Source organism: Streptomyces sp. NPDC126499 (assembly GCF_040302485.1).
Taxonomy (GTDB): Bacteria; Actinomycetota; Actinomycetes; order Streptomycetales; family Streptomycetaceae; genus Streptomyces.
On sequence record NZ_JBEOUO010000020.1, the window covers coordinates 19,125 to 42,544 of the forward strand.

A 23,420-nucleotide genomic window follows, 5' to 3' on the forward strand; every position below is an offset into this window, starting at 1 on the left:
GGCGGGGCGCGGCGGAGGCGGGAGTGGCGCCGCGTGGCTGCGGGACCGGTGGGACGGCAGGCCCCGCCCCGCCTGCCGCGCCCGTCGGAGGGTCGGCGCGACAGGCGGGCGGGGCGACGGCGGTGGCGGCCCGCGGATGGTCAGGCCCGCAGGCGTAGGCCGCGGGGGGTGGCGTGGAAGCCGGCGGCCTCCAGGGAGCGGGCGAGCGGGGAGGTGAGGGCGGTCGTCCCGTTGATCCGCTCCACCGTGACCGTGCCGAGCGAGCCCGCCGACGCCGCTGCCGCCAGGGCCTCCGCCGCCGCCCGCAGCGCCGGGGACTCCGGGTCGGCCGGCCAGGACAGCAGCGTCTTGCCGCCCCGCTCCATGTAGAGCGTGAGCTCGCCATCGACCAGGACGACCAGGGCACCCGCCTTGCGTCCCGGCTTGTGCCCGGCGTCCGTCGGCGGCTCGGGCCAGGGCAGGGCGGCCCCGTACGCGTTCGCCGGGTCGGCCGCCGCCAGGACCACCGCCCGGGGACCGACGCCCTCCTCGGCGCCCCGGTCCCGGGCGTTCGCCGCCGCGCGCAGCCGGTCCACCGCCCCGTCCATGGCGAACTGGGCCGCGCCGAGGCCCTCCACCACATAGCCACGGCGGGCCTGACCGCTGTCCTCGAAGGCGGACAGGATCCGGTACGTCGCGGAGAAGCCGCCCTCGACGCCCTCGGCCGCCACCGCGCCCCGGGTGACCACCCCGTGCCGGTCCAGGAGCGTGCGGGCCAGGGCGTGCGCCCGGTGGGTGGGCTCCGGCTCCAGCGGGGGCAGCAGCGACCAGCGGCCGCTCACCGTGGGCGGCCCCGTGCGGGAGGCCGTGCGGGCGGCGGCGCTCAGCGTCCCGTACCGGCCGCGCGGGACCGTGCGGCGGGCGCGGTGCGCCGTGGAGCCGGCCGTACGGCCCGAGCCCAGGAGGGAGCGCAGCGGGGCCAGCGTGTCGTTGGTGAGACGACCCGACCAGGCCAGGTCCCACAGCGCGTCCGCCAGCTGCGGATCCGTGGCGTCCGGGTGGGTCGTGGCCCGCACCTGGTCGGCGATCTGGCGGAAGAACAGCCCGTATCCGCCGGACAGGGTCGTCAGGACGGACTCGTGCAGCCCGGTGAGCTCCAGGGGATGTGCCGGGGGCAGGAGCAGCGGCGCCGCGTCGGCCAGATAGAGCGAGATCCAGCCGTCCTTGCCGGGCAGCGCCCCGGCGCCCGCCCAGATCACCTCGCCGGTCGTGGTCAGCTCGTCCAGGAGCGCGGGGGAGTAGTCCCGCACCCGCGAGGGCAGGACGAGCTTCTCCAGGGCCGAGGCCGGCACCGGTGCGCCCTGGAGCTGCTCGATCGCCCGGGCCAGACCGTCGATCCCGCGCAGGCTGTTGCCGCCCAGGTGCTGCCACTGGGGCAGGAAGGTGGCGAGCGCGGCCGGCGGCACCGGCTCCAGCTCGTGCCGCAGGGCCGCGAGGGAGCGGCGGCGCAGCCGGCGCAGGACGGCGGCGTCGCACCACTCCTGGCCGATCCCCGACGGGTGGAACTCGCCCTGCACGACCCGCCCGGCACCGGCCAGCCGGTGCAGCGCCCCGTCCGTGACCGCCGCCCCCAGGCCGAAGCGGGCCGCGGCCTGGGAGGAGGTGAACGGGCCGTGGGTACGGGCGTAGCGGGCGAGCAGATCGCCCAGCGGGTCCTTCACCGGCTCTGTGAACGCCTCCGGCACGCCCACCGGCAGCGCCGTGCCGAGGGCGTCCCGCAGCCGGCCCGCGTCCTCGATCGCCGCCCAGTGGTCGGCGCCCGCGATCCGCACCCGGATCGCCCGCCGGGCTCGGGCCAGCTCCTCGGCCCAGCCGGCCTCGGCGCCCCGCGCGGCCAGCTCCGCGTCGGTCAGCGGCCCGAGGACCCGCAGCACGTCGGCGACGCCCTCCACGTCCTTGACCCGCCGGTCCTCGGTCAGCCACTGCAGCTCCCGCTCCAGCTCGGCGAGGACGTCCGCGTCGAGCAGCTCCCGCAGCTCTGCCTGCCCGAGCAGCTCGGCCAGCAGCCGCGAGTCCAGGGACAGCGCCGCCGCCCGCCGCTCGGCGAGCGGCGAGTCGCCCTCGTACAGGAACTGCGCGACATAGCCGAAGAGCAGGGAACGGGCGAACGGGGACGGTTCGGGAGTGGTGACCTCCACGAGCCGCACCCGGCGGGACTCGATGTCCCCCATGAGCTCCCGCAGGCCCGGCACGTCGAAGACGTCCTGGAGGCACTCGCGGACCGCCTCCAGGACGATCGGGAAGGAACCGAACTCGCTCGCCACCTGGAGCAGCTGCGCCGCCCGCTGCCGCTGCTGCCACAGCGGGGTGCGCTTGCCGGGATTGCGCTTGGGCAGCAGCAGGGCGCGCGCCGCGCACTCGCGGAACCGGGAGGCGAACAGGGCGGAGCCGCCGACCTGGTCGGTGACGATCTGCTCGATCTCACCCCGGTCGAAGGCGACGTCGGCCGCGCCGATCGGCGCCTGTTCGCTGTCGTACGTGGTGTCGGCGAACCGGCCCGGGTCCACGGGGTCGTGGTCGAGCAGGTCCAGGCCCATCAGGTCCGCGTCCGGCAGCCGCAGCACGATCCCGTCGTCGGCGTGCATGACCTGGGCGTCCATCCCGTAGCGCTCGGCGAGCCGGGCGCCGAGCGCCAGCGCCCACGGGGCATGGACCTGCGCACCGAACGGGGAGTGGATGACGACCCGCCAGTCGCCGAGCTCGTCGCGGAACCGCTCCACCAGGATCGTCCGGTCGTCCGGCACATGGCCGCAGGCCTCGCGCTGCTCGGCGAGATACGCCACCACGTTCTCCGCCGCCCACGCGTCGAGCCCGGCGGCCAGCAGCCTCAGGCGGGCGTCGTCGGGCGCGAGCGCCCCCACTTCCCGGAGGAACGCGCCCACCGCGCGGCCCAGCTCCAGCGGCCGCCCCAGCTGGTCGCCCTTCCAGAACGGCAGCCGCCCCGGCACGCCCGGCGCGGGCGACACCAGCACCCGGTCCCGGGTGATGTCCTCGATCCGCCAGGACGTCGTGCCTAGCGTGAAGACGTCGCCGACCCGCGACTCGTACACCATCTCCTCGTCGAGCTCGCCGACCCGGCCGCCGCCCTTCTTCGGGTCCGAGCCCGCCAGGAACACCCCGAACAGGCCCCGGTCGGGGATCGTGCCGCCCGAGGTGACGGCGAGGCGCTGCGCGCCGGGCCGGCCCGTGACCGTCCCCGTGACCCGGTCCCACACCACGCGCGGGCGCAGCTCGGCGAACGCGTCGGAGGGATAGCGCCCGGCCAGCATGTCCAGGACCGCCGTGAACGCCGACTCGGGGAGCGCCGCGAACGGGGCCGCCCGGCGGACCGTCGCCAGCAGGTCGTCCACCTGCCAGCTGTCCAGGGCGACCATCGCCACCAGCTGCTGGGCGAGCACGTCCAGCGGGTTCGCCGGCACCCGCAGCGACTCGATGGAGCCGCTGCGCATCCGCTCGGTGACCACCGCCGACTGCACCAGGTCGCCCCGGTACTTCGGGAAGACCACACCGGTGGAGACCGCCCCCACCTGGTGCCCCGCGCGGCCCACGCGCTGGAGCCCGGAGGCGACCGACGGCGGCGACTCCACCTGCACGACCAGGTCCACCGCGCCCATGTCGATGCCCAGCTCCAGGCTGGACGTGGCCACCACGGCGGGCAGCCGGCCCGCCTTCAGGTCCTCCTCGACCTGGGCGCGCTGCTCCTTGGAGACCGAGCCGTGGTGCGCCCGGGCCAGGAGCGGCGGGGCGCCCTGCGCGGCCCCCGACTGGGCCATGATCTCGGCGGGTGGGGCACCGTCGGGCAGGGCCTCGCCGGTGGCCCGCTCGTACGCGATCTCGTTGAGCCGGTTGCACAGCCGCTCGGCGAGGCGGCGGGAGTTGGCGAAGACGATGGTCGAGCGGTGCGCCTGCACCAGGTCGGCGATCCGCTCCTCCACATGCGGCCAGATCGACGGCCGGTCGCCCCCCTCGGTGCCCGCCGAGGCCGGGGAACCGCCCAGCTCGCCCATGTCCTCCACCGGCACGACCACGGAGAGGTCGAACTCCTTGCCCGACGGAGGCTGGACGATCTCCACCTTCCGCTGCGGGGAGAGATAGCGGGCCACCTCCTCCACCGGCCGCACCGTCGCCGACAGGCCGATCCGGCGCGCCGGGCGGGGCAGCAGCTCGTCAAGGCGCTCCAGGGAGAGCGCCAGGTGCGCGCCGCGCTTCGTCCCGGCGACGGCGTGCACCTCGTCGAGGATGACCGTCTCCACGCCCGCGAGCGCGTCGCGCGTGGCCGAGGTCAGCATCAGGAACAACGACTCGGGCGTGGTGATCAGGATGTCCGGCGGCCGGGTCGCGAGGGCCCGTCGCTCGGCGGGCGGGGTGTCACCGGAGCGGATGCCCACCTTCACGTCCGGCTCGGGCAGCCCGAGCCGGACCGACTCCTGGCGGATGCCGGTCAGCGGGGAGCGCAGATTGCGCTCGACGTCGACCGCGAGCGCCTTCAGCGGAGACACGTACAGCACCCGGCAGCGCTTCTTGGCGTCGGCGGGCGGGGGAGTGGCCGCCAGTCGGTCGAGGGAGGCGAGGAAGGCGGCGAGGGTCTTGCCGGAACCGGTCGGCGCGACGACGAGCACGTCCGAGCCCGCGCCGATCGCCCGCCAGGCACCCTCCTGCGCCGCGGTGGGCGCGGTGAAGGCCCCGGTGAACCAGCTGCGGGTGGCGGGGGAGAACGAGTCGAGTGCGGACCTGGCCATGCCCCCCATCGTGCACCCCGCCACTGACAACCGCCCGGACCTGGGGAAACCGGCTCGTGGCGGCCCCGGACGTGGCGCACAATCGAAGACATGGCGAGCGGCGGCGCGGAGAACGGACGCGCGGGCGGAACGGGCCCGGACCAGACGCCCCGAGCCGGCGGTGCCGGCGGGACCCGGGCGGGCGCCGGCCCGGCCGGGCCGGGCAGGGGCGGACGGCCGCGGGGGCACGCCGTCACCGAGGGCGACCGGAGCGGGGCGCCGACCGAGGCCGAGACCGAAGTCCTGGGAGCCGGCCCCGCGGCTCGCGGGTCCGGGGGCGGCCTCACGGCGAACGGTGGCGGCATCGGCGGCATCGGCGATACCGGCTCTATCGGCGGAATCGGCGGTATCGGCAGGTCGGGTGGTGAGCGGGCACGGTACTGGCGGTACGGCGAGCTGCCCGGCGTGGATCTGCTGCACGCGCACTACATACGGAAGTCCTTCTCCCGGCACACCCACGAGAGCTTCGTCTTCGCCGCCATCACCGAGGGCGTCGAGGCCTTCCACTACGGAAGCGACCTCGTCCACGCCGGCCCCGGCCAGATCGCGCTGGTCAACCCCGACACCCCGCACACCGGGCACGCCGGGGTGCCCGAGGGATGGACGTACCGCACCATCTACCCCGACGCCGAGCTGATCCGGTCCATCGCCGCCGACACCATCGCGCTGCGCGGCGACATCGGCTTCACGTCCCCCGTCGTCGACGACCCGTACGCCGCCCAGCTCGTCATCGGCGTCCACCGCGCCGCCGAGGAGGGCAACGCGCTCGCCGCCGACAGCCTGCTGCGGCTGGTCACCGCGCGGATGCTGCGCAGCCACGGCGGACGGGTGCGGTCGCGGGCGCCCCTCGCGGCCGGGGCGCGGGACGCGGCACGCGCGCGTGCCCTCCTGGAGGAGCGGATGGCCGACCCGCCGACCCTGGAGCGGCTCGCCGCCGAGCTCGGCACCAGCCCCTTCGCGCTGCTGCGGGCCTTCCGCGCCGCGTACGGGATGCCGCCGCACACCTGGCTCACCGACGCCCGGGTACGGCGGGCCCGCCGGCTCCTGGACGCGGGCACGCCCCCGGCCGAGGCCGCCGTCGCGGTCGGCTTCACCGACCAGCCCCACCTGAACCGGCACTTCACCCGCAGCGTGGGCGTGCCCCCGGGCGCCTACCAGCGGGCCAGGGCCGCAAGAACGTACAAGACCGGCCGCGGACCGGCCCCGTAACGTCCCCGGCGTGGCACACCAGACAGCATCCCCCTCCGCAAGCTCCGTACGAGGAGGCGAACCGGCAGCGGCGCCCAGGAGCGACGGGGCCGTCGTGCGTGACGCCCTCGGCGTCGGCATCGCCGTCGGGCTCTCCGGCTTCGCCTTCGGCGTGACCTCGGCCGGATCCGGCCTCACCCTGCTCCAGACCTGCGCGCTCAGCCTGCTGGTGTTCACCGGCGCCTCGCAGTTCGCGCTGGTGGGCGCCCTCGCGGCGGGCGGGAACCCGTTCACCGCCGCCGCCGGGGCCTTCTTCGTCGGCACCCGCAACGCCTTCTACGGCCTGCGGCTCTCCCAGCTGCTCGCCCTGCGCCCGCTCGTGCGGCCGCTCGCCGCGCAAGCGGTGATCGACGAGACCACGGCCGTCGCCCTCGCCCAGCCGGACCGCAGGGCCGCCCGCATCGGTTTCACGGTCACCGGACTGACCCTGTACGTGCTGTGGAACGTCACCACGCTGCTCGGCGCGCTCGGCGCCGAGGCCCTCGGCGACACGCGCGCGTGGGGCCTGGACGCGGCCGGGCCCGCGGTCTTCCTCGCCCTGCTCGCGCCCATGCTGAAGAGCACCACCGAGCGCGCCACCGCCGCGCTCGCGGTCCTGCTCGGCCTCGGTCTGCTCCCCGTCCTGCCGGCCGGCGTCCCCGTCCTGGCCGCCGCCCTCGCCGCACCGGCCGTCCTGTGGGTCCACGGCCGTCGCCTCCGGGGCGGCCGGGCCGAGGCCGAGGCCGGTGAGCGCCGTTCGGGTGAGGGCCGTTCCACGGACGGCGGCGCCGGCGAGCTCCCCGCCGCGGACGGCCGCTCCGGTGAGTTCCCGGCCGCGGACGGCCGCTCCGGTGAGCCCCCGGCCGCCGACCGCCGCTCCGACCACCCGGAGGAGGACGCCCGATGAACGTCTGGCTCGCCATCGCGCTGACCGCCGCCGGCTGCTACCTGGTGAAACTCCTCGGCCTGCTCGTCCCCGCCGACACCCTGGAGCGCCCCCTCGTCCAGCGGCTCGCGGCCCTGGTCCCGGTCGCCCTGCTGGCCGCGCTCACGGCCCAGCAGACCTTCAGCACCCAGGCCGCCCTCACGGTCGACGCCCGCGCCGCCGGGCTCACCGCCGCGGCCCTCGCGCTGGTCGTCAGGGCTCCGTTCCTGGTGGTCGTCGGCGCGGCCGTCCTCGTCACGGCGGGAGTCAGGGCCCTGGGCGGCTGAGCTCGCCCAGGCCCCGTGCTTTCCGGGGAGCCGCCGGTCAGCCGATCGTCAGCCGATCGCCCGTCCATGCGCGCGCAGCGTGCGCAGCGCCTCCACGGTGACGATCGGGCGGCTCTCCAGGGCCGGGCCCGGCGCCCACTGCCGCCAGGTGATCGGCCAGCCGCCGTCCTCCTCCTGGGAGGCCGCGAGGTGGTCCAGGGACCGGGCCATCTCCTCGTCCGTGAACCAGCGGCGCGCCAGCGAGTCCGGCACGCGCGCGTAGTCGTGCGGATAGTGGAGCTCGCCCGGCGCGTATCCCTCCGCGACCGGGTAGTCCTCCGGCCGGTCCGGATCGAGCACGGCGAGCCCCTGCTCGCGCACCAGGCGCCCCAGCCGGTCGCTCGCCGCCTGGGCGCGGGCGCGGTCGGGGACCCCGTCGAGGAACGCGACGGCGGCCTGGACCTCGTACGGATGGGACTTCTCCAGCGCCTCCACGGCCGCCCAGCAGAACTCGGTGGCCCGGAACAGCCAGGCGTGCCAGACCTGGTTGCGGTGCAGCAGGCCGACCACCGGGCCGGTGGACAGCAGCTCGCTGGGCGGATCGTCGACGACGGGCACGAAGGGCGCCGCCGGGTAGGGGCGTTGCGAGGGGTGGACGGCGGGCAGCGCGCCGTCGTGGGTCGACACCTCCGTCAGATAGCGGCAGATCCGCTCGACCCGCAGGCCGCCGCAGCGGCCGATGGAGTCGAGGACCCGCAGCGCGTGCGCGGTGTGCAGCGGCTGGCTGACCGGTCCGCGCAGATCGGGTTCGAGGGCGTGGCCGTAGCCGCCGTCCTCGTTGAGGTACGCGGAGAGCGCGGCCTCGACGGGATCCGCCCCGCCGCGCAGGAAGTGGTACGCGAACCGGCGCTGTTCGAGCACCCGGGCGGTCAGCCACACGAAGTGCTCGGCACGCGCGAGGGGTGACGCGGACGGATCGGGGGTTTCTGCTGGTTTTCCGGCCATGTTCCGACCGTAGGCGGGAAAGCGCGTCTGACAAGGTCTACGGCCCGGGTGCACTCCTCAGGGCGGGATACTGGGGTCATGCGGTTGACGATTTTCTGGGAACGGATGACGGAGCACTTCGGTGCGGCCTACGCCGAGACCTTCGCGCGGGACCATGTGATGACCGAGCTCGGGGGACGGACGGTGCACCAGGCGCTGGACGCGGGCTGGGAGGCCAAGGACGTGTGGCGGGCGGTCTGCGCGGCCGTCGGGGTACCGGCCGAGAAGCGATGACCTGACGGGTCCGGACCGGAATGTCCGCGCGGTGAGCGAGACTGGCGGGGTGGCCCCGATTGACGCGCACGACGAGACCGATGGCACCGAAGACGACGACGGCCGGAGGACGCCGGCCTCCGGGCAGGCCGCCCCGGCCCCGCAACCCTCGCCCACCGGCCCCACCAGCCCCACCGGCCCCACCCAACCCGTAGGCCCCTCCGACGCTGCAGGCCCTTCCGACGCCGCAGGCCCTTCCGGTCCGACCGGACCCGTTGGCCCGTCCGGGCCGACCGGACCCTCCGGGCCCTCCGGCCCGACCGGCCCCGTCGGCCCCTCCGAGGCCGTCCCCCCGGCCGCCCGGATGCCACGGTGGCTGCCCCGGGCCCTGGTGCTCGCCCTCGCCCTCTACGCCTGCTTCCAGCTGGGCAGCTGGGCCTTCCACCAGCTCATCGGGCTCCTCGTCAACATCCTGCTCGCCTTCTTCCTGGCGCTCGCCATCGAGCCGGCCGTGGGCCGCATGGCGGCGCGTGGGATGCGCCGGGGGCTCGCCACCTTCATCGTCTTCTTCGCCGTCCTGGCGATCGGCGTCGGCTTCGTCGTGCTCCTCGGCTCGATGCTCGCCGGCCAGATCGTCGACATGTTCGAGAACTTCCCGAAGTACCTCGACTCGCTGATCAACTGGATCAACCAGCACTTCCGCACCGAGTTGTCCCGGGTCGCGGTCCAGGACAGCGTGCTGCGCTCCGACTGGCTGCAGAAGTACGTGCAGAACAGCGCGGCCGGAGTCCTGGACGTGTCCGCCACGCTCCTCGGCGGTCTTTTCAAGCTGCTGACGATCTTCCTTTTCGCCTTCTACTTCGCCGCCGACGGGCCCCGGCTGCGCCGCGCGCTGTGCTCGGTGCTGCCGCCCGCCCGGCAGACCGAGGTGCTGCGCGCCTGGGAGATCGCCGTCGACAAGACCGGCGGCTACCTCTACTCGCGCGGCCTGATGGCGCTGATCTCCGGCGTGGCGCACTTCGTGCTCTTCGAGATCCTGGGCGTGCCCTACGCGCCCGCGCTGGCGGTCTGGGTCGGTCTGGTCTCGCAGTTCATCCCGACGATCGGCACGTATCTGGCCGGGGCCCTGCCGATGCTGATCGCCTTCACCGTGGACCCCTGGTACGCGCTGTGGGTGCTCGGCTTCGTCGTGGTCTACCAGCAGTTCGAGAACTACGTCCTGCAGCCGAAGCTGACCTCCAAGACCGTCCACATCCATCCGGCGGTGGCCTTCGGCTCCGTCATCGCCGGCACCGCGCTGCTCGGCGCGGTCGGTGCCCTGATCGCCATTCCCGCCGTGGCGACCCTCCAGGCCTTCCTCGGCGCGTATGTGAAGCGGTACGACGTGACCGACGACCCGCGCGTCCACGGCCACCGGCGGTACGGGGAGGCCGTCGTCGCCCGGCTCCACAAGGCGCTGCACCACAAGAAGGAGAAGGAGGGCAAGCAGGAGGCGGAGCGGCAGGCACGGCGGCACGACCAGGGGCCGGGGCGTGATTAGCGCGCCGCCGACGGCCGCGTGAGCGACGGCCGCGTGAGCGACGGTCAGAGGTAGGACGGGCCGCTCACCCGGTGCCGGAAGGCGTGCCAGATCCACGCCTGGACGCCCACGAGCGGCACGGTGACCGCGAGCAGGGCCGGCACGAGCAGCCCGAGGGTGCCCGGGTCGGCGGTGTGGGAGCCGGGCGCCAGCGCGCTGCCTCCGGCGAGCGGGAGGGCGCCGAGCAGCACGGCGGTGAGGGCGAAGGAGTGCCAGGGGCGGCGGGCCCGCCCGACGAGCCGGCGGGCGCGCTCGTACGGCAGCCCGGTCAGGCGCAGAGTGGCGAAGCCGAGGCCGTGCGCGGCGAAGAGCGCGGCCACCGCGAGGGCGGCGAGGACGGCGGTGGGCCCGGTGGCCGGCTCGTACGGGCGACCGGTGAGGAGCGCAGCGAGCAGCCAGCCCGTCGCCAGGGCCAGCATCCAGCTGCCGGCCGTCACGGCGCCGTCGCACAGCGCCCGCCAGCGCGGCCCCGGCCCGCGTCCGCGCGTCCACAGCCCGACGTCCCGCACGATCCAGCCGGTGAGGAGCGGCAGGAGGACCGGGAGCTGGCCGGTCAGCAGGGTGCCTTCCAGCTCCGGGAAACAGCCGGCGAGCACGCCGGCGGTGGCGATCAGCCACACCTCGTTGCCCAGGAAGAAGGGCGCGAAGGAGGCGAGGACGAGCCGCCGTTCGTGGTCGGTGCGGCCGAGGTACGGGGTGAGCATGCCGGTGCCGACGTCCGCGCCGGCGAGCACGAACCAGCCGGTGGCGAAGAAGGCCAGCAGGGCGAGGGCGAGGGTGTCCACGGTCGGTCGGCTCCTCTGCGGGGCAGTGGCGGGACGCGGGCAGGGCGGGGGCAGGGCGGGGGAAGGGCCCGGCCAGGGGAAGGGCGCGGGCAGTGGCGGGGGCGGTCAGGGGAAGGGCGCGGGCAGGGCCGGGTCAGTAGCGCGGGACGGGAAGGGCGGCGGCCGGGTCGGGCCCGTCCGCGACCGCCGCCCGGTCGTCGTGGCCGAGTCCGGCGTCGACCGGCCCTTGGCGGGCGTGCCGGGCGAGCAGCCAGGCGTTGAGGACGGCCAGGAGGGCGAAGAGGGTGGTGAAGACGGCGAGCGAGAGGCGCATGGTGCCGGGGGAGAGGCCGGAGACCGCGTCCTCGGTCTTCAGCAGCCCGTAGACCACCCAGGGCTGGCGGCCGGCCTCCCGGAAGACCCAGCCGCTGATCATCGCGAGGTACGGGAGCGGGACGGCGGCCATCAGGGCGAGGTGCCAGAGCCGGAAGCGGAAGACGGCCTTCTTGAAGCAGGCGAGGATCACGCCGGCGAAGCTGAAGTACATCATCAGGGCGAAGCAGATGAGCATGACCAGACCCGCCCCGCGGGTCAGGGCGATCGACGGCACATAGTCCCCCGGACCGAACCGGGCGACCATCTCCGCCTGGATCTGCGCGATTTCGGCGGTCTTCTGACTGAACACGGCCGATTTCATGGGCTGGAGGGTGCGCAGGCTCGCGAACTGGATTCCACCGAAGACCGCCGTCACCATCAGCGCGGGAAAGGACAGGAACACCCCGATCCGCAGGGCGCGCCCGAAGAACTCCCACTCGGGCGTGCGCCGGAACAGGTGGTAGGCGCTCACCCCGGCGATGAAGAACCCCGCCGTGAGCAGGGCCCCGGCCACGATGTGCCCGAAGGCCAGCAGCGCGGAGGGGTTGGTGAGCACGGCCACCGGGTCGTCCAGGACCAGCTTCCCGCCCTCGGCGCGGTGCCCCACGGGGTGGTTGAGGAAGCCGTTGGAGACCAGGATCCAGTAGGCCGAGAGATACGCCGTGAGGGTCACGATCCAGATCGCCGCCAGGTGCGCCCAGCGGTTCAGCCGGTTCCAGCCGAAGATCCACAGTCCGAGGAACGTCGACTCGACGAAGAAGGCCACGATCGTCTCGACCGCGAGCGAGGCGCCGAAGACGTTGCCCGCGTAGTGGGTGAGCCCGCTCCAGCTCATGCCGAACTGGAACTCCATCACGATGCCGGTGACGATCCCGACCGCGTAGTTGATGACGTACAGCTGGCCCCAGAACCGCACCTGGCGGGCGTCCAGCGGTGAGCGGGAGACGGTCGCCCGGGTCTGGAGCACCGCGACGACGGTCGCGAGCCCCAGGGTGAGGGCGACGAAGAGGAAGTGGCCGCCCGCCGTGAGGGCGAACTGCAGCCGCGCGAGATCGAGGACGTCGGGATTCACGCCGTAAGCGTCGGTGTACGGCCCTGGGCGGGGCGTCGGCCCGTGGTGGACACCTGCCCTACCCCAGCGGTTGCGCCGGGCCCCGCCCGCGTACACCGGGAGTTGCGTCCGGCCCGCCCCACCCCCTAAGGGGCAGGCCGGCCAAGGGGCGAGGGCGAGGCCCGGCGAGGGGTCAGGCCAGCCAGCCCGGAGTGATCATCCCCGACTCGTACGCGAGGATCACCAGCTGCGCCCGGTCCCGGACGTCCAGCTTGGTCATGATCCGGCTGACATGGGTCTTCGCCGTCGCCGGCGACAGCACGAGCCGCTGGGCGATCTCGTCGTTGGACAGCCCCGCCCCCACCAGGCCCATCACCTCCCGCTCGCGCTCCGTCAGCGCGTTGAGCCGCGGGCTCGGGTCCGGCTGCCGGGCGGCCCGGCCCGCGAACTCGGCGATCAGCCGCCGGGTCACCGCCGGGGCGATCAGCGCGTCGCCGCGTGCCACGACCCGGATCCCGTGGAGCAGCTCCATCGGCTCGGTGTCCTTCACCAGGAAGCCGCTCGCGCCGGCGCGCAGCGCCCCGTACACGTAGTCGTCGACGTCGAAGGTGGTGAGGATGACCACCCGCACCCCGTCGAGGCGGGTGTCGCCGGTGATGCGGCGGGTCGCCTCCAGGCCGTCGAGGACCGGCATCCGGACGTCCATCAGGACGACGTCCGGCCGCAGCTCGCGGGCGAGTGCCACCGCCTGCTCCCCGTCCGCCGCCTCGCCGACCACCTCGATGTCGTCCTCGTCGGTCAGGATCGAGCGGAAGCCGGCCCGGACCAGGGTCTGGTCGTCGGCGAGCACGACACGGATCATGCGGGATCTCCCTCGGAGGCGGGGGCGGTCGGGGCGGTCGGGGCGGTGAAGGGCAGCCGGGCGTCGACCCGGAAGCCGCCGGGAACGTTACGCGCCGTCAGCTCCCCGCCGAACGCGCGGGCCCGCTCGGCCATGCCCCGGATGCCGCTGCCCTCCGGCCCGTCCTCCGGCGCGCCCCCGCCGTCGTCCTCGATCCGCAGCCGCAGCTCGTCCGCACCCCACTCCAGCGCCACGAGCGCCGAGCACGCGCGCGCGTGCCGGGTCACGTTGGTCAGCGACTCCTGCACGATCCGGTACGCGGCGAGGTCGAGCGGCGGCGGCAGCGGTACGGGCGTGCCGTCGACCCGGGTCCGTACGTCGAGACCGGTGCTCGCGGCCCGCTCCACCAGTTCGGGCAGCAGCGCGAGGCCGGACGACGGGGCGGTCGGAGCGGCCTCGTCGGCCCGCCGCAGCACCCCGAGCGTGGCCCGCAGCTCGCGCAGCGCCTCCTTGCTCGTGTCCCGTACGGCCTGCAGCGCGTCCCGCGCCGTGGCGAGGGCGAGCTCGGGGGCGGGCTTCTTGCCGAGCCGGTGCAGCGCGGCGCCGGACTGGACATTGATCAGCGAGATGCTGTGCCCGAGGATGTCGTGCAGCTCACGGGCGATCCGCAGCCGCTCCTCGGTGGCGCTCTGCCGGGCCCTGGCCTCCTGCTCCCGCTCGGCGGCGAGGGCGCGCTGCTCCACCTCGTACAGATAGGCGACCCGGTTGCGCTGGGCGCGGCCGACGGCGACCAGGCTGATCAACCAGCCGGCCATCATCGCGAGCGAGGTGTCGTCGATCTGCCGGCGGCCCGGCTGGTGTCCGATCTCGCCGAGGCCGACCGCGAGGAGCGTCACGGCCGCCAGGGCGACGGCGGCGGCGAACCGGCCCTCGGCGGCCGTGGTGTACAGCGCGAGCGCGAAGGCGATCAGGAGCGGTCCGTCCTGCGCGGACAGCGGGTAGTACACGGCGCAGGCGAGGAGCGTCACCACGGCCACCGCCACCGGCTGCCGGCGGCGGAAGCACAGGGCCCCGCAGCCGACCAGGATCAGCAGCCAGCCGAGCACGGTGCGGGAGGCCGGCTCCTCGGCGTAGTGGGCCGAGACCAGGGTCCAGACCGTCACGACGAGCAGCACCAGGAGCGCCACGCCGGGATCGCGGACGCGGAGGGGGAGGGCCATGGCAGGAAGGATAGGCACGGTCCCGCGTTCTCCGGGGTTCTCGTTCCGCGTCTCCCGTGGTTCCCCCCCCACGCGCGCGTGGCGGCCCGCGCACGCGCCCCCCCCACGCGAGCGTGCACGGGCCGCGGACGAGCGCCAGGCCCCGGGGCCCGCCCAAGGCACCCCACGCGCGCGTGCACGGGCCGGCGGCCCTGCCCGGCCGGAAGGGCACCCCGTCTCCGTCACGCGGGCCGGGGCGAGGGCGTTCGGGGAGCGGCCGTCCGCGAGGCGCGCGCGACGAGCAGGAGGAAGAGGCCGCAGCACGTCACGAGGAGCCAGCCGGGCCTCGACGCCTGCGCCAGACGGTCGTCGGAGACGTGGGCGACCAGGGCTCCGGCGACGGCGATGCCGACGGCGGCGCCGAGCTGGCGCGCGGTGGAGGTGATGGCTCCGGCGACCCCGGCGCGGGCGGGCGGCAGACCGCTGACCGCGGTGTTGGTGAGCGGGGCGTTGGCGAAGCCGAAGCCGATCCCGATCAGGAGATACGCCGTCAGGAGCTGCGGGAGACCGGTGTCCTGGTCCAGGTTCACCAGGCACAGGCCGCCGGCGGCGGTGAAGGCGCCGGCGATCAGGAGCGGGCGGCGTGGCCCGACCCGGCCGGTCAGGCTGCCGGCCCGCGGCGCGCACAGGGTGGCCCCGAGGGCCATGGGCAGGGTCGCCGCGCCCGCCGCGAGCGGGGTCCAACCGCGGGAGTGCTGGAGGTAGAGCGTGGTGAGCAGGAGGCTCACGTTCAGCGCGACGAACACCGCGACCGCGCCGAGCACCGCCATCGTGAAGACCGGCCGCCGGAAGAGGCCGAGGTCCATGAGCGGTTCGGGCCGGCGCAGCTCCACCAGGACGAACGCGGCGGTCGACGCGGCGGCCACGGCGCAGCCGGCCAGGGTGAGCGGCGAGGTCCAGCCGATGCGGGGCGCTTCGATGAGGACGGCGACGGTGACGCCGAGAGCCAGGGTGAGGAGGACCTGCCCGGCCGGGTCGAGCCGCCGGGCGCGCCCGCCGCGGGACTCGGGCACGAAGACCGCGACGAGGACGAGGGCGGTGCCGATCACGGGGGCGTTGACCCAGAACACCGATCGCCACCCGAACGCCTCGACGAGGGCGCCGCCGGTGACCGGCCCCGCCGCCATGCTGAGGCCGAAGACCGAGGCCCATATGCCGATGGCGCGGGCCCGCTCCCTCGGGTCGGGCATGGCGTTCACGACGATCGCCAGGGCCACGGGGCTCAGCATGGAGGCGCCGATGCCCTGGACGGCCCGTGCCGCGACGAGCAGGCCGAGCGAGGGCGCCAGGGCGCAGGCCAGGGACGCCAGACCGAAGACGACGAGGCCGCACCGGAAGACCCGGCGGCGTCCGAAGCGGTCGGCGAGAGCGCCGGAGACGACGAGGAAGCCGGCCAGGACCACGGTGTACGCGTCCACGATCCATTCCAGGCCCCTGGTGTCCACGCCCAGGCCGCGCCCGATCTCGGGCAGGGCCACGTTGACGATGGTCGTGTCGAGGCCGACGAGGAACATGCTCAGGGCGCAGACGGCCAGGATCGTCCATCTCCGGCGGGGGCCGAGGGGTTCGCCGGCCGGGGGCGCGGTGGTGGCTGCGGGGGTGACGGGTGGCGTGGCTGCCGGGGTGTTCATGAGGTGCGCCTTCTGTCGTCGTGCGGACCGGATCTCGTCCCGTCATGCTCGAACCGGCCGTCGGCGGCGGCCCAGCGCTTTTGCGGAGACCGCAAAATGGGGGCCATGGACGCCGACCTCGCTCAGATTCTCGACGGCATAGGCCCGCGGCTGCGGGCGCTGCGCCACGACCGAGGGCTCACCCTCGAAGCGCTCGCCGAGGAGACCGGCATCTCGCTGAGCACGCTGTCCCGCCTGGAATCGGGCAAACGGCGCCCGACGCTCGACCTGCTCATCCCGCTCGCGCGGGCGCACCGCGTCGCCCTGGACCAGCTGGTGGCGGCGCCCGCCACCGGCGACCCGCGCGTCCACCTGCGCCCCCACCGCGGCAGGCACGGCAGCGTGCTCGTGCCGCTGACGCAGTACCCGGGCCGGGTCCAGGTCTTCAAGCAGGTGCTGTCCCGCCGCGAACCGAAGTTGGTCACCCACGCCGGATACGAGTGGCTGTACGTGCTCGCCGGCGAGCTCCGCCTCGTGCTCGGCGCCCGCGAGTACACGCTCCGCCCCGGTGAGATCGCCGAGTTCGACACCGCCGAACCGCACTGGTTCGGCCCCGCCGGCGACCAGGCGGTGGAGATCCTCCACCTCTTCGGCCCGCAGGGCGATCAGGCCGTCGTCCGCACCGGGTCGGCCGCCGCGACCTGACCGGGGCGGGCCCGGCGTGGTGCGCTTGACACGAAAATCGAACATCCATTCTCATGGGAGGGCCAGGCCTTGGGATCACGGGGTTGTCGCCGAGTTATCCACAGGTCGGAAGGGACGCCGGGGCCCATTGTCAGTGGCAGGGGTTAGCGTCTTTCACATGAAGCGATCGACTCAAGCAAACCGGGTGGAACCCATGGCAGGAACCGACCGCGAGAAGGCGCTCGACGCCGCGCTCGCACAGATTGAACGGCAGTTCGGCAAGGGTGCCGTCATGCGCATGGGCGAGCGCTCGAGGGAGCCGATCGAGGTCATCCCGACCGGGTCGACCGCCCTCGACGTCGCCCTCGGCGTCGGCGGCCTGCCGCGCGGCCGTGTCGTGGAGATCTACGGACCGGAGTCCTCCGGCAAGACGACCCTGACCCTGCACGCCGTCGCCAACGCGCAGAAGGCCGGCGGCCAGGTCGCCTTCGTGGACGCCGAGCACGCCCTCGACCCCGAGTACGCCCGCAAGCTGGGCGTCGACATCGACAACCTCATCCTGTCCCAGCCGGACAACGGCGAGCAGGCCCTCGAGATCGTCGACATGCTGGTCCGCTCCGGCGCCCTCGACCTGATCGTCATCGACTCCGTCGCCGCGCTCGTCCCGCGCGCGGAGATCGAGGGCGAGATGGGCGACTCCCACGTCGGCCTCCAGGCCCGCCTGATGAGCCAGGCCCTGCGGAAGATCACCAGCGCGCTCAACCAGTCCAAGACCACCGCGATCTTCATCAACCAGCTCCGCGAGAAGATCGGCGTGATGTTCGGCTCGCCGGAGACCACGACCGGTGGCCGCGCCCTGAAGTTCTACGCCTCCGTGCGCATCGACATCCGCCGCATCGAGACCCTGAAGGACGGCACCGAGGCGGTCGGCAACCGCACCCGCTGCAAGGTCGTCAAGAACAAGGTCGCGCCCCCCTTCAAGCAGGCCGAGTTCGACATCCTCTACGGCCAGGGCATCAGCCGCGAGGGCGGCCTGATCGACATGGGCGTGGAGCACGGCTTCGTCCGCAAGGCCGGCGCCTGGTACACCTACGAGGGCGACCAGCTCGGCCAGGGCAAGGAGAACGCCCGCAACTTCCTCAAGGACAACCCCGACCTCGCCAACGAGATCGAGAAGAAGATCAAGGAGAAGCTGGGCGTCGGCGTCCGGCCCGAGGAGCCCTCGGCCGAGCCGGGAGCGGACGCGGCGAGCGGCACGGACGCGGCGGGCGCCGCGGGTGCGGCGGGCGCGGACGAGGCGGCCAAGTCCGTCCCGGCCCCGGCCAAGGCCGCCAAGGCGACCAAGGCCACGGCGGCCAAGAGCTGACCCGGTGACCGGTCGCACCGAATGGCCGGACGGCAGCCCCGACTCGTCGAGGGCCGAGAAGGAGCTGTCGTCCCAGGATCCGGGTGAGCGGGCGCGGGCGATCTGCCTGCGCCTGCTCACCGGGACCCCCCGCACCCGCAAGCAGCTCGCCGACGCCCTGCGCAAGCGGGAGATCCCGGACGAGGTCGCCGACGAGGTGCTCTCCCGGTTCGAGGACGTCGGGCTCATCGACGACGCCGCCTTCGCCGGCGCCTGGGTCGAGTCCCGCCACCACGGCCGGGGCCTCGCCCGCCGGGCCCTCGCCCGCGAGCTGCGGACCAAGGGGGTCGACCCCACCCTGATCCAGGAGGCGGTCGACCGGCTCGACTCCGACCAGGAGGAGTCGCGCGCCCGCGAGCTCGTCGACCGCAAGCTGCGCGCCACCCGCGGCCTCGACCGCGACCGGCGGCTGCGCAGACTCGCCGGCATGCTCGCCCGCAAGGGATACCCGGAGGGCATGGCCCTGCGGGTGGTCCGCCAGGCCCTGGAGGAAGAGGGCGAGGACACCGAGGGGCTGGACGAGCCCTTCTAGCCTCCCGCCGACCCCGCCGCAGGGCCGGCTCCCGGCGACGGGCGCTTCGCCGGCAGCAGGATCGGGAGGCCCGCCGCCCTCCAGGCCTGGAAGCCGCCGATCACGTCCGTCGCGCGGTGCAGGCCCAGTCGGCGCAGGGAGGCGGCGGCGAGCGAGGAGGCGTAGCCCTCGTCGCAGAGCACCACCACCCGCAGATCGTGGCTGTCGGCCTGCGGAGCGCGATGGCTGCCCAGGGGGTCGAGCCGCCACTCCAGCTCGTTGCGTTCCACGACCAGCGCGCCGGGGATCAGACCGTCCCGTTCGCGCAGGGCGGCGTAGCGGGTGTCGACCAGCAGGGCGTCACCGGCCTCGTAGGCCTCGTACGCGGTCCGGGCGTCGATCCGGTCGAGGCCGGCCCGCACCCGCTCCAACAACACGTCGATGCCGACCCGCTCGCCGACACCGACGCCGACACCGGCACCCACAGTCACATCGCCACCCACACCGACACCGGCACCCACCGTCACATCGCCACCCACACCGGCACCCTCGTCCTCGCGTTCCGCGCTCACTGCCAGTCCTCCGGGCGCTCGACCTGCTCCAGGCGGAGCACCGCGCCCGTCCGGCTGAAGCGCCGGATCAGCGGGAGCGGGGGATAGTAGGCGTGCACCGAGACCGCGTGCTCGGCGCGGGACTCGTTGAGCACCTCGTGCACGTGGTACCGGCCGAAGGCCCGGCCCCGGCCGGCCGGGAGCTCGCGACCGCGGTCGACGCCGTCGGCCAGCTCCAGGGTCTTCCAGCCGCTCGCCGGGAGCCGCACCGCGAGGGAGTTCTCCCGCAGGGTGCCGCGCGCGGTGGCGAAGGCGCCGAGCGACTCGGCGTGGTCGTGCCAGCCGGTCCCCGTCCCGGGCGGCCAGCCGATGAGCCAGGCCTCACTGCCGCCCGGTCCGTCGAGCCGTACCCAGGTGCGGCCCTCGGGATCCAGGGGCAGCGAGGCGATCAGTGCGGAATCGGCGGCCGTGCGCCGGACGAAGTCCAGCAGATCGGCCTCCGTAGGAGAGGCGGTGGTGGGGGAGGCGGGGGAGGCGGGGGAGGGGGAGGGGCCGGAAACGGGCGAGAGGACGTGCTGCGTCTGGGGCACGGGTGACCGTCCTGAGGTTCGCGAAAGAGCGCACGGCGAAGCGCGCGCTGGAAAAAGGGGGGCGAATTCAGCAGGACGGGCGACACACGCAGCCCGCGTAGCGGACGAGGTCCATATGGACCCTCCGCCACAGGCGCAGATCGGTGCCGGTCACGTTCCGGAGTACACCATGGACGCCGGTGGCGGTCAATCGGCCCTCAGTTGACCTCCGCGGCCACGTCCTTTGGCACCGGCTCCGCCCCCGGAGCGGTGGCCTGCTTCCCCTTCGCGTCCGCCTTCGCGCCCGCCCCCGGGTCCCCCTCCGCGTCCGGCGCCGGCACCCCGCCCCGTACCGCCTCCGCCGCCGCGTGCAGTTCCTCCGGCCGCACACCGGCGAACGCCGCGGCCAGATGGCCGTCCGGGCGGACGAGGAGCACCGCGTGGGCCGGGGCGCCCGGATAGGCCTCGGTCACCAGGAGCTCGGCCGGTGCGGGCAGCCCGTCCACGGCCTCGGCGAGCCGGGGCATCACCCCCGCGCTCACCCAGTGCCGCCGGTCCCAGACCCCGGTGCCCGGGGCCACGAGCAGCACCAGGAGCCGGCCCCAGCCGAGCCGGTCGCGCAGCCGTACGGTCGTGCCGTCGGGCGCCGTCACCCGGACGTCGTCGACCGGCGCGCCGTCCGGCGTGGCCACCGGGATGCGGCCCTCGGAGGGCTCCGGCGCCAACGGGGAGTGCGGGAACGCGGGAAGCGCGCCCAGCGGGCCGCGCCCGAGGTGCCCGTCGGTCAGCAGGGCGTCGTGGCCGCGACCGCCGCCCGGCAGATACGTACGCAGGCCCCTGCCGCCGCGCAGCACGGGCAGCACCTGGTCGGCCGCACGCAGCAGCCCGGCGACGGCCGCCCGGCGCTCGCTCTGGTAACTGTCGAGGAGGGTGTCCGGGGCGTCGCGGTGGTGCCAGGCGAAGGCCAGCTTCCAGGCCAGGTTGTCGATGTCCCGCAGGCCCTCGTCGAGCCCCTGGGTGCCGACCGCGCCCAGCAGGTGCGCCGCGTCCCCGGCGAGGAAGACCCGGTCCACCCGCCAGCGCCGGGCGAGCCGGTGGTGCACGGTGTGGACGCCGGTGTCGATCAGGTCGTACGGCGGGGTCACCCCCTCGCACCAGCCGGCCAGGGTCTCGCGGATGCGGGTGACGAGCGCGTCGGGGGTGACCAGTTCGCCGCGCGGCGGCAGCAGCCAGTCGATCCGCCACACGCCGTCGGGCAGCGGCCGGGCCGCGACCTCCTCGCCGCCGGTGCGCCACGGCGGCTGACGGTGCAGCAGGGCCTCGCCGGCCCAGGGGAGTTCGGTGCGCAGCGCGGCGACCGCGTGCCGTTCCACCGCCGTACGCCCGGGGAAGCGGACACCGAGCAGCTTGCGCACGGTGGAACGCGCGCCGTCACAGCCGACGAGATGGCTGCCGCGCCACCAGGTGCCGTCCGGGCCGCGGGTGTGGGCGCTGACACCGCGGGCGTCCTGCTCGACGGTGTCGACCCGGGAGTCGGTGACCAGGGTGACGAGGTCCTGGCGTGCGATGGCGTCGCGCAGCCCGCGGGCCAGGGCGTGCTGCGGGATGTGCAGCGGGGCCGCCGGCACCGCGGCGCCGCCCTCCGCGCCGGCGTCCCCGGACAGGCCGAGGTCCAGCGGGATGTGCCGCATCTGCTGCCGGCGGCGCATCGAGCGCCAGCCGACCCAGCGGACGCCCTCGTCACGGAGCGTGGCACAGCCGAGCCGCTCCACCAGGGCGGCCATGTCCGCGCGCAGCACGACGGTGCGCGCGGGGCGCGGCTCCTCCTTGCCCGCGCTCTCGTCGAGGACGACGCTGGGCACGTCCTGGGCGGCCAGGGCGAGGGAGAGCGCGAGGCCGACCGGCCCCGCGCCCACGATGATCACCGGGTCCACGGCGCGGCTCCTGAGGGCGTGCGAGGCCGTACGGTCGTGCGGGAAGCACAGCGGGGTGTGGCGCGGGCCCGGAGCTTGATCACAGAACGTATGCAACCCACTGGGGGTGCGTGCGTCAAGTGACGGGGGCAGCGGCGTCGCCACTGCCCCCGGATGATGTCACATGCCGTCAGTTCTTCGTGATGCCAGGGCCGTCGGAGCCGCCGCCGGCGGTCCCGGCCGTCCCACCGGCGGTGCCCGCCTCGGTGGCGCCCACGACGGCCTGCGCGTCGGTGCCGGGGGCGACGACGCCGGTCTTCGAGCGGCGGCCGCGCTTCTCGATCCAGGTGGCGAGCGCGGACAGCGCCAGACACAGCGCGATGTAGATGGCGCCGAAGACCACGATCACGGAGACGTACGGGTACGAGCCGTTGACCAGCGTGTTGGAGGCGATCAGGCGGGCCGAGTAGAGCAGCTCGGGGTAGAGGATGACGAAGCCGAAGGAGGTGTCCTTCAGGGTGACCACCAGCTGGCTGATGATCGTGGGCAGCATGGCCCGGACCGCCTGCGGCAGCAGGACGGTGGTCATCACCTGGGTCTTGGTCATGCCGAGCGCGTACGCGGCCTCGCGCTGTCCGCGCGGGACGGAGTTGACGCCGGCGCGCAGCACCTCGGCCTGGACGCAGCCGTTGTAGATGGACAGGCCGATCGCGAGCGCCCACATCGAGTAGTCGGTGAGGAAGGCGACCCACACCGCGTAGATGGTGATGAGCAGCGGCAGGGAGCGGAAGACCTCGATGAAGGCGGTGGCCGGCCAGCTGATCGCCTTGTGGTCGGAGAGCCGGGCGACGGCGAGCAGCACGCCGAGGACGAGGGAGCCGACGGCGGCGAGCGCGAAGGCCTTCAGGGTGGCGAGCAGCGCGTCGGCGATGTTCTGCCGGATGCCCGCGTAGTTGAAGATGTCCCACATCTCGGGGGCGAGGTGCCCCTTCTCGGCGAGCCGCAGCACGCTGACCGCGAGCAGGGCGAGGATGACGAGGCTGCCGACGACGGCGTAGATCCGGTTGCGGATCTTCGCCTTGGGGCCGGGGGCGTCGAAGAGAACGCTGGCGCTCATCGGGCGACCTCCAGGTTGCGCTCAAGGAGACGGAAGAGTCCGCTGATGGCGAAGGTGATGACGAGGTAGGCGACGGCGACCCAGCAGAAGATCGGGATGATCGCGTAGCCCTGCTCGCTCATCAGCGTCTGCCAGCCGAAGAGCTCGGTGACGCTGAAGGCGCCGGCGATGGCCGAGTTCTTGGTCAGGGCGATGAAGATCGAGCTCAGCGGCGGCAGCACCGTACGGGTGGCCTGCGGCAGCACGATCAGGCGCAGCGTCTGCGAGAAGGTGAACCCGAGCGAGCGGGCGGCCTCGGCCTGGCCCAGCGGCACCGTGCTGATGCCGGAGCGGACCGCCTCACAGATGAACGAGGAGGTGTAGAAGCCGAGCGCCAGCGAGGCGAGCACGAAGGGGCTCATGCCCGGGAAGAGGATCTCCGGGACGACGAAGAAGAAGACCAGGAAGAGCAGCGTCAGCGGCGTGTTGCGCAGCAGGGTCACCCACGCCGTGCCGAAGAGGCGCAGCGGCGGGACGGGCGAGACACGGAAGCCGGCGATGACGATGCCGAGGACCAGGGCGATGACCGAGCTGACGGCGGTGATCGACACGGTTCCTATGAATCCGTTGCGGAACTCCGGGAAATGGTCGAGCAGTACGTTCATGAGGACTCCGCGTCGGCAGTCAGCGGCAGGTGTACGGGCAGGGGGCGGGGCGCCC

General features: G+C 74.2%; 19 protein-coding genes and 2 pseudogenes. 8 read left to right on the forward strand and 13 right to left on the reverse strand.

What is annotated here, in order from left to right; all coding sequences use genetic code 11:
- Positions 1 to 140: 140 nt before the first annotated feature.
- Positions 141 to 4,778, reverse strand: a complete 4,638-nt coding sequence (locus ABTZ91_RS25775; protein WP_352079615.1) for an ATP-dependent helicase — start codon at positions 4,776 to 4,778, stop codon at positions 141 to 143.
- A gap of 387 nt (positions 4,779 to 5,165) precedes the next feature.
- On the opposite strand from ABTZ91_RS25775, the gene ABTZ91_RS25780 reads away from it, so the two are divergent.
- Genes ABTZ91_RS25780 through ABTZ91_RS25790 form a run of 3 tightly spaced genes read left to right on the forward strand, consistent with a single transcriptional unit; the run spans position 5,166 to position 7,256 of the window.
- Positions 5,166 to 6,026 carry an AraC family transcriptional regulator gene (locus tag ABTZ91_RS25780; protein ID WP_352079690.1) on the forward strand — a complete coding sequence of 287 codons (861 nt, stop codon included), beginning with the start codon at positions 5,166 to 5,168 and terminating at the stop codon, positions 6,024 to 6,026.
- 10 nt (positions 6,027 to 6,036) lie between these two features.
- Positions 6,037 to 6,951, forward strand: coding sequence for an AzlC family ABC transporter permease (locus tag ABTZ91_RS25785; protein ID WP_352079616.1), 915 nt, complete (start codon positions 6,037 to 6,039; stop codon positions 6,949 to 6,951).
- A complete protein-coding gene (locus tag ABTZ91_RS25790; protein ID WP_352079617.1) occupies positions 6,948 to 7,256 on the forward strand; it encodes an AzlD domain-containing protein in 309 nt (102 codons plus the stop codon). The genes ABTZ91_RS25785 and ABTZ91_RS25790 overlap by 4 nt, the downstream gene beginning before the upstream one ends.
- 48 nt (positions 7,257 to 7,304) lie before the next feature.
- Here ABTZ91_RS25790 and ABTZ91_RS25795 read toward each other — a convergent pair whose 3' ends face one another.
- Complete coding sequence (locus tag ABTZ91_RS25795) at positions 7,305 to 8,240, reverse strand: hypothetical protein (RefSeq protein WP_352079618.1); 936 nt, start codon at positions 8,238 to 8,240, stop codon at positions 7,305 to 7,307.
- Positions 8,241 to 8,318: 78 nt separating this feature from the next.
- Here ABTZ91_RS25795 and ABTZ91_RS25800 point away from each other — a divergent pair, with 78 nt between their 5' ends.
- Both ABTZ91_RS25800 and ABTZ91_RS25805 read left to right on the forward strand, forming a co-directional pair.
- Positions 8,319 to 8,513, forward strand: coding sequence for a DUF3046 domain-containing protein (locus ABTZ91_RS25800; protein WP_352079619.1), 195 nt, complete (start codon positions 8,319 to 8,321; stop codon positions 8,511 to 8,513).
- Between the two features lie 343 nt (positions 8,514 to 8,856).
- The gene (locus tag ABTZ91_RS25805; protein WP_352079620.1) at positions 8,857 to 10,032 is read left to right on the forward strand and encodes an AI-2E family transporter; all 1,176 of its coding nucleotides are present in this window, start codon (positions 8,857 to 8,859) and stop codon (positions 10,030 to 10,032) included.
- 44 nt (positions 10,033 to 10,076) lie between these two features.
- On the opposite strand, the gene ABTZ91_RS25810 is transcribed toward ABTZ91_RS25805, so the two are convergent.
- The 5 genes from ABTZ91_RS25810 to ABTZ91_RS25830 all read right to left on the reverse strand — a co-directional run bounded on the left by ABTZ91_RS25810 (position 10,077) and on the right by ABTZ91_RS25830 (position 15,992).
- Positions 10,077 to 10,856: a cytochrome d ubiquinol oxidase subunit II gene (locus tag ABTZ91_RS25810; protein WP_352079621.1), complete on the reverse strand. Its 780-nt coding sequence runs from the start codon at positions 10,854 to 10,856 to the stop codon at positions 10,077 to 10,079.
- Between the two features lie 133 nt (positions 10,857 to 10,989).
- Entirely contained in the window at positions 10,990 to 12,282 is a 1,293-nt protein-coding gene (locus ABTZ91_RS25815) for a cytochrome ubiquinol oxidase subunit I (RefSeq protein WP_352079622.1), read from the reverse strand.
- Positions 12,283 to 12,454: 172 nt separating this feature from the next.
- Positions 12,455 to 13,123 carry a response regulator transcription factor gene (locus ABTZ91_RS25820; protein WP_352079623.1) on the reverse strand — a complete coding sequence of 223 codons (669 nt, stop codon included), beginning with the start codon at positions 13,121 to 13,123 and terminating at the stop codon, positions 12,455 to 12,457.
- Positions 13,120 to 14,322, reverse strand: a complete 1,203-nt coding sequence (locus ABTZ91_RS25825) for a sensor histidine kinase (protein WP_352079624.1) — start codon at positions 14,320 to 14,322, stop codon at positions 13,120 to 13,122. The genes ABTZ91_RS25820 and ABTZ91_RS25825 overlap by 4 nt, the downstream gene beginning before the upstream one ends.
- A gap of 221 nt (positions 14,323 to 14,543) precedes the next feature.
- A complete protein-coding gene (locus ABTZ91_RS25830; protein WP_352079625.1) occupies positions 14,544 to 15,992 on the reverse strand; it encodes an MFS transporter in 1,449 nt (482 codons plus the stop codon).
- Between the two features lie 105 nt (positions 15,993 to 16,097).
- Between ABTZ91_RS25830 and ABTZ91_RS25835 the strand changes: the two genes are divergently transcribed.
- The 3 genes and pseudogenes from ABTZ91_RS25835 to recX form a co-directional block, all read left to right on the forward strand.
- Positions 16,098 to 16,676: an XRE family transcriptional regulator gene (locus tag ABTZ91_RS25835; RefSeq protein ID WP_352079626.1), complete on the forward strand. Its 579-nt coding sequence runs from the start codon at positions 16,098 to 16,100 to the stop codon at positions 16,674 to 16,676.
- A 193-nt stretch (positions 16,677 to 16,869) separates the two neighbouring features.
- A pseudogene (recA, locus tag ABTZ91_RS25840) lies at positions 16,870 to 17,793 on the forward strand (recombinase RecA); the annotation flags it as partial.
- A gap of 85 nt (positions 17,794 to 17,878) precedes the next feature.
- Positions 17,879 to 18,592: pseudogene (gene recX, locus ABTZ91_RS25845) on the forward strand (recombination regulator RecX); the annotation flags it as partial.
- On the opposite strand, the gene ABTZ91_RS25850 reads toward recX, so the two are convergent.
- From ABTZ91_RS25850 to ABTZ91_RS25875, 6 genes are all read right to left on the reverse strand, one after another.
- Entirely contained in the window at positions 18,589 to 19,062 is a 474-nt protein-coding gene (locus ABTZ91_RS25850) for a rhodanese-like domain-containing protein (RefSeq protein WP_352079627.1), read from the reverse strand. The pseudogene recX and the gene ABTZ91_RS25850 sit on opposite strands and share 4 nt — an antisense overlap.
- 77 nt (positions 19,063 to 19,139) lie before the next feature.
- Positions 19,140 to 19,712: a cysteine dioxygenase gene (locus ABTZ91_RS25855; protein ID WP_352079628.1), complete on the reverse strand. Its 573-nt coding sequence runs from the start codon at positions 19,710 to 19,712 to the stop codon at positions 19,140 to 19,142.
- A 67-nt stretch (positions 19,713 to 19,779) separates the two neighbouring features.
- Complete coding sequence (locus ABTZ91_RS25860) at positions 19,780 to 19,866, reverse strand: putative leader peptide (protein ID WP_345492036.1); 87 nt, start codon at positions 19,864 to 19,866, stop codon at positions 19,780 to 19,782.
- A 43-nt stretch (positions 19,867 to 19,909) separates the two neighbouring features.
- Positions 19,910 to 21,625: an FAD-dependent monooxygenase gene (locus ABTZ91_RS25865; protein WP_352079629.1), complete on the reverse strand. Its 1,716-nt coding sequence runs from the start codon at positions 21,623 to 21,625 to the stop codon at positions 19,910 to 19,912.
- A gap of 169 nt (positions 21,626 to 21,794) precedes the next feature.
- Positions 21,795 to 22,721 carry an amino acid ABC transporter permease gene (locus ABTZ91_RS25870; protein WP_352079630.1) on the reverse strand — a complete coding sequence of 309 codons (927 nt, stop codon included), beginning with the start codon at positions 22,719 to 22,721 and terminating at the stop codon, positions 21,795 to 21,797.
- A complete protein-coding gene (locus ABTZ91_RS25875; RefSeq protein ID WP_352079631.1) occupies positions 22,718 to 23,365 on the reverse strand; it encodes an amino acid ABC transporter permease in 648 nt (215 codons plus the stop codon). Before ABTZ91_RS25875 ends, ABTZ91_RS25870 begins: the two co-directional genes overlap by 4 nt.
- Positions 23,366 to 23,420 lie beyond the last annotated feature (55 nt).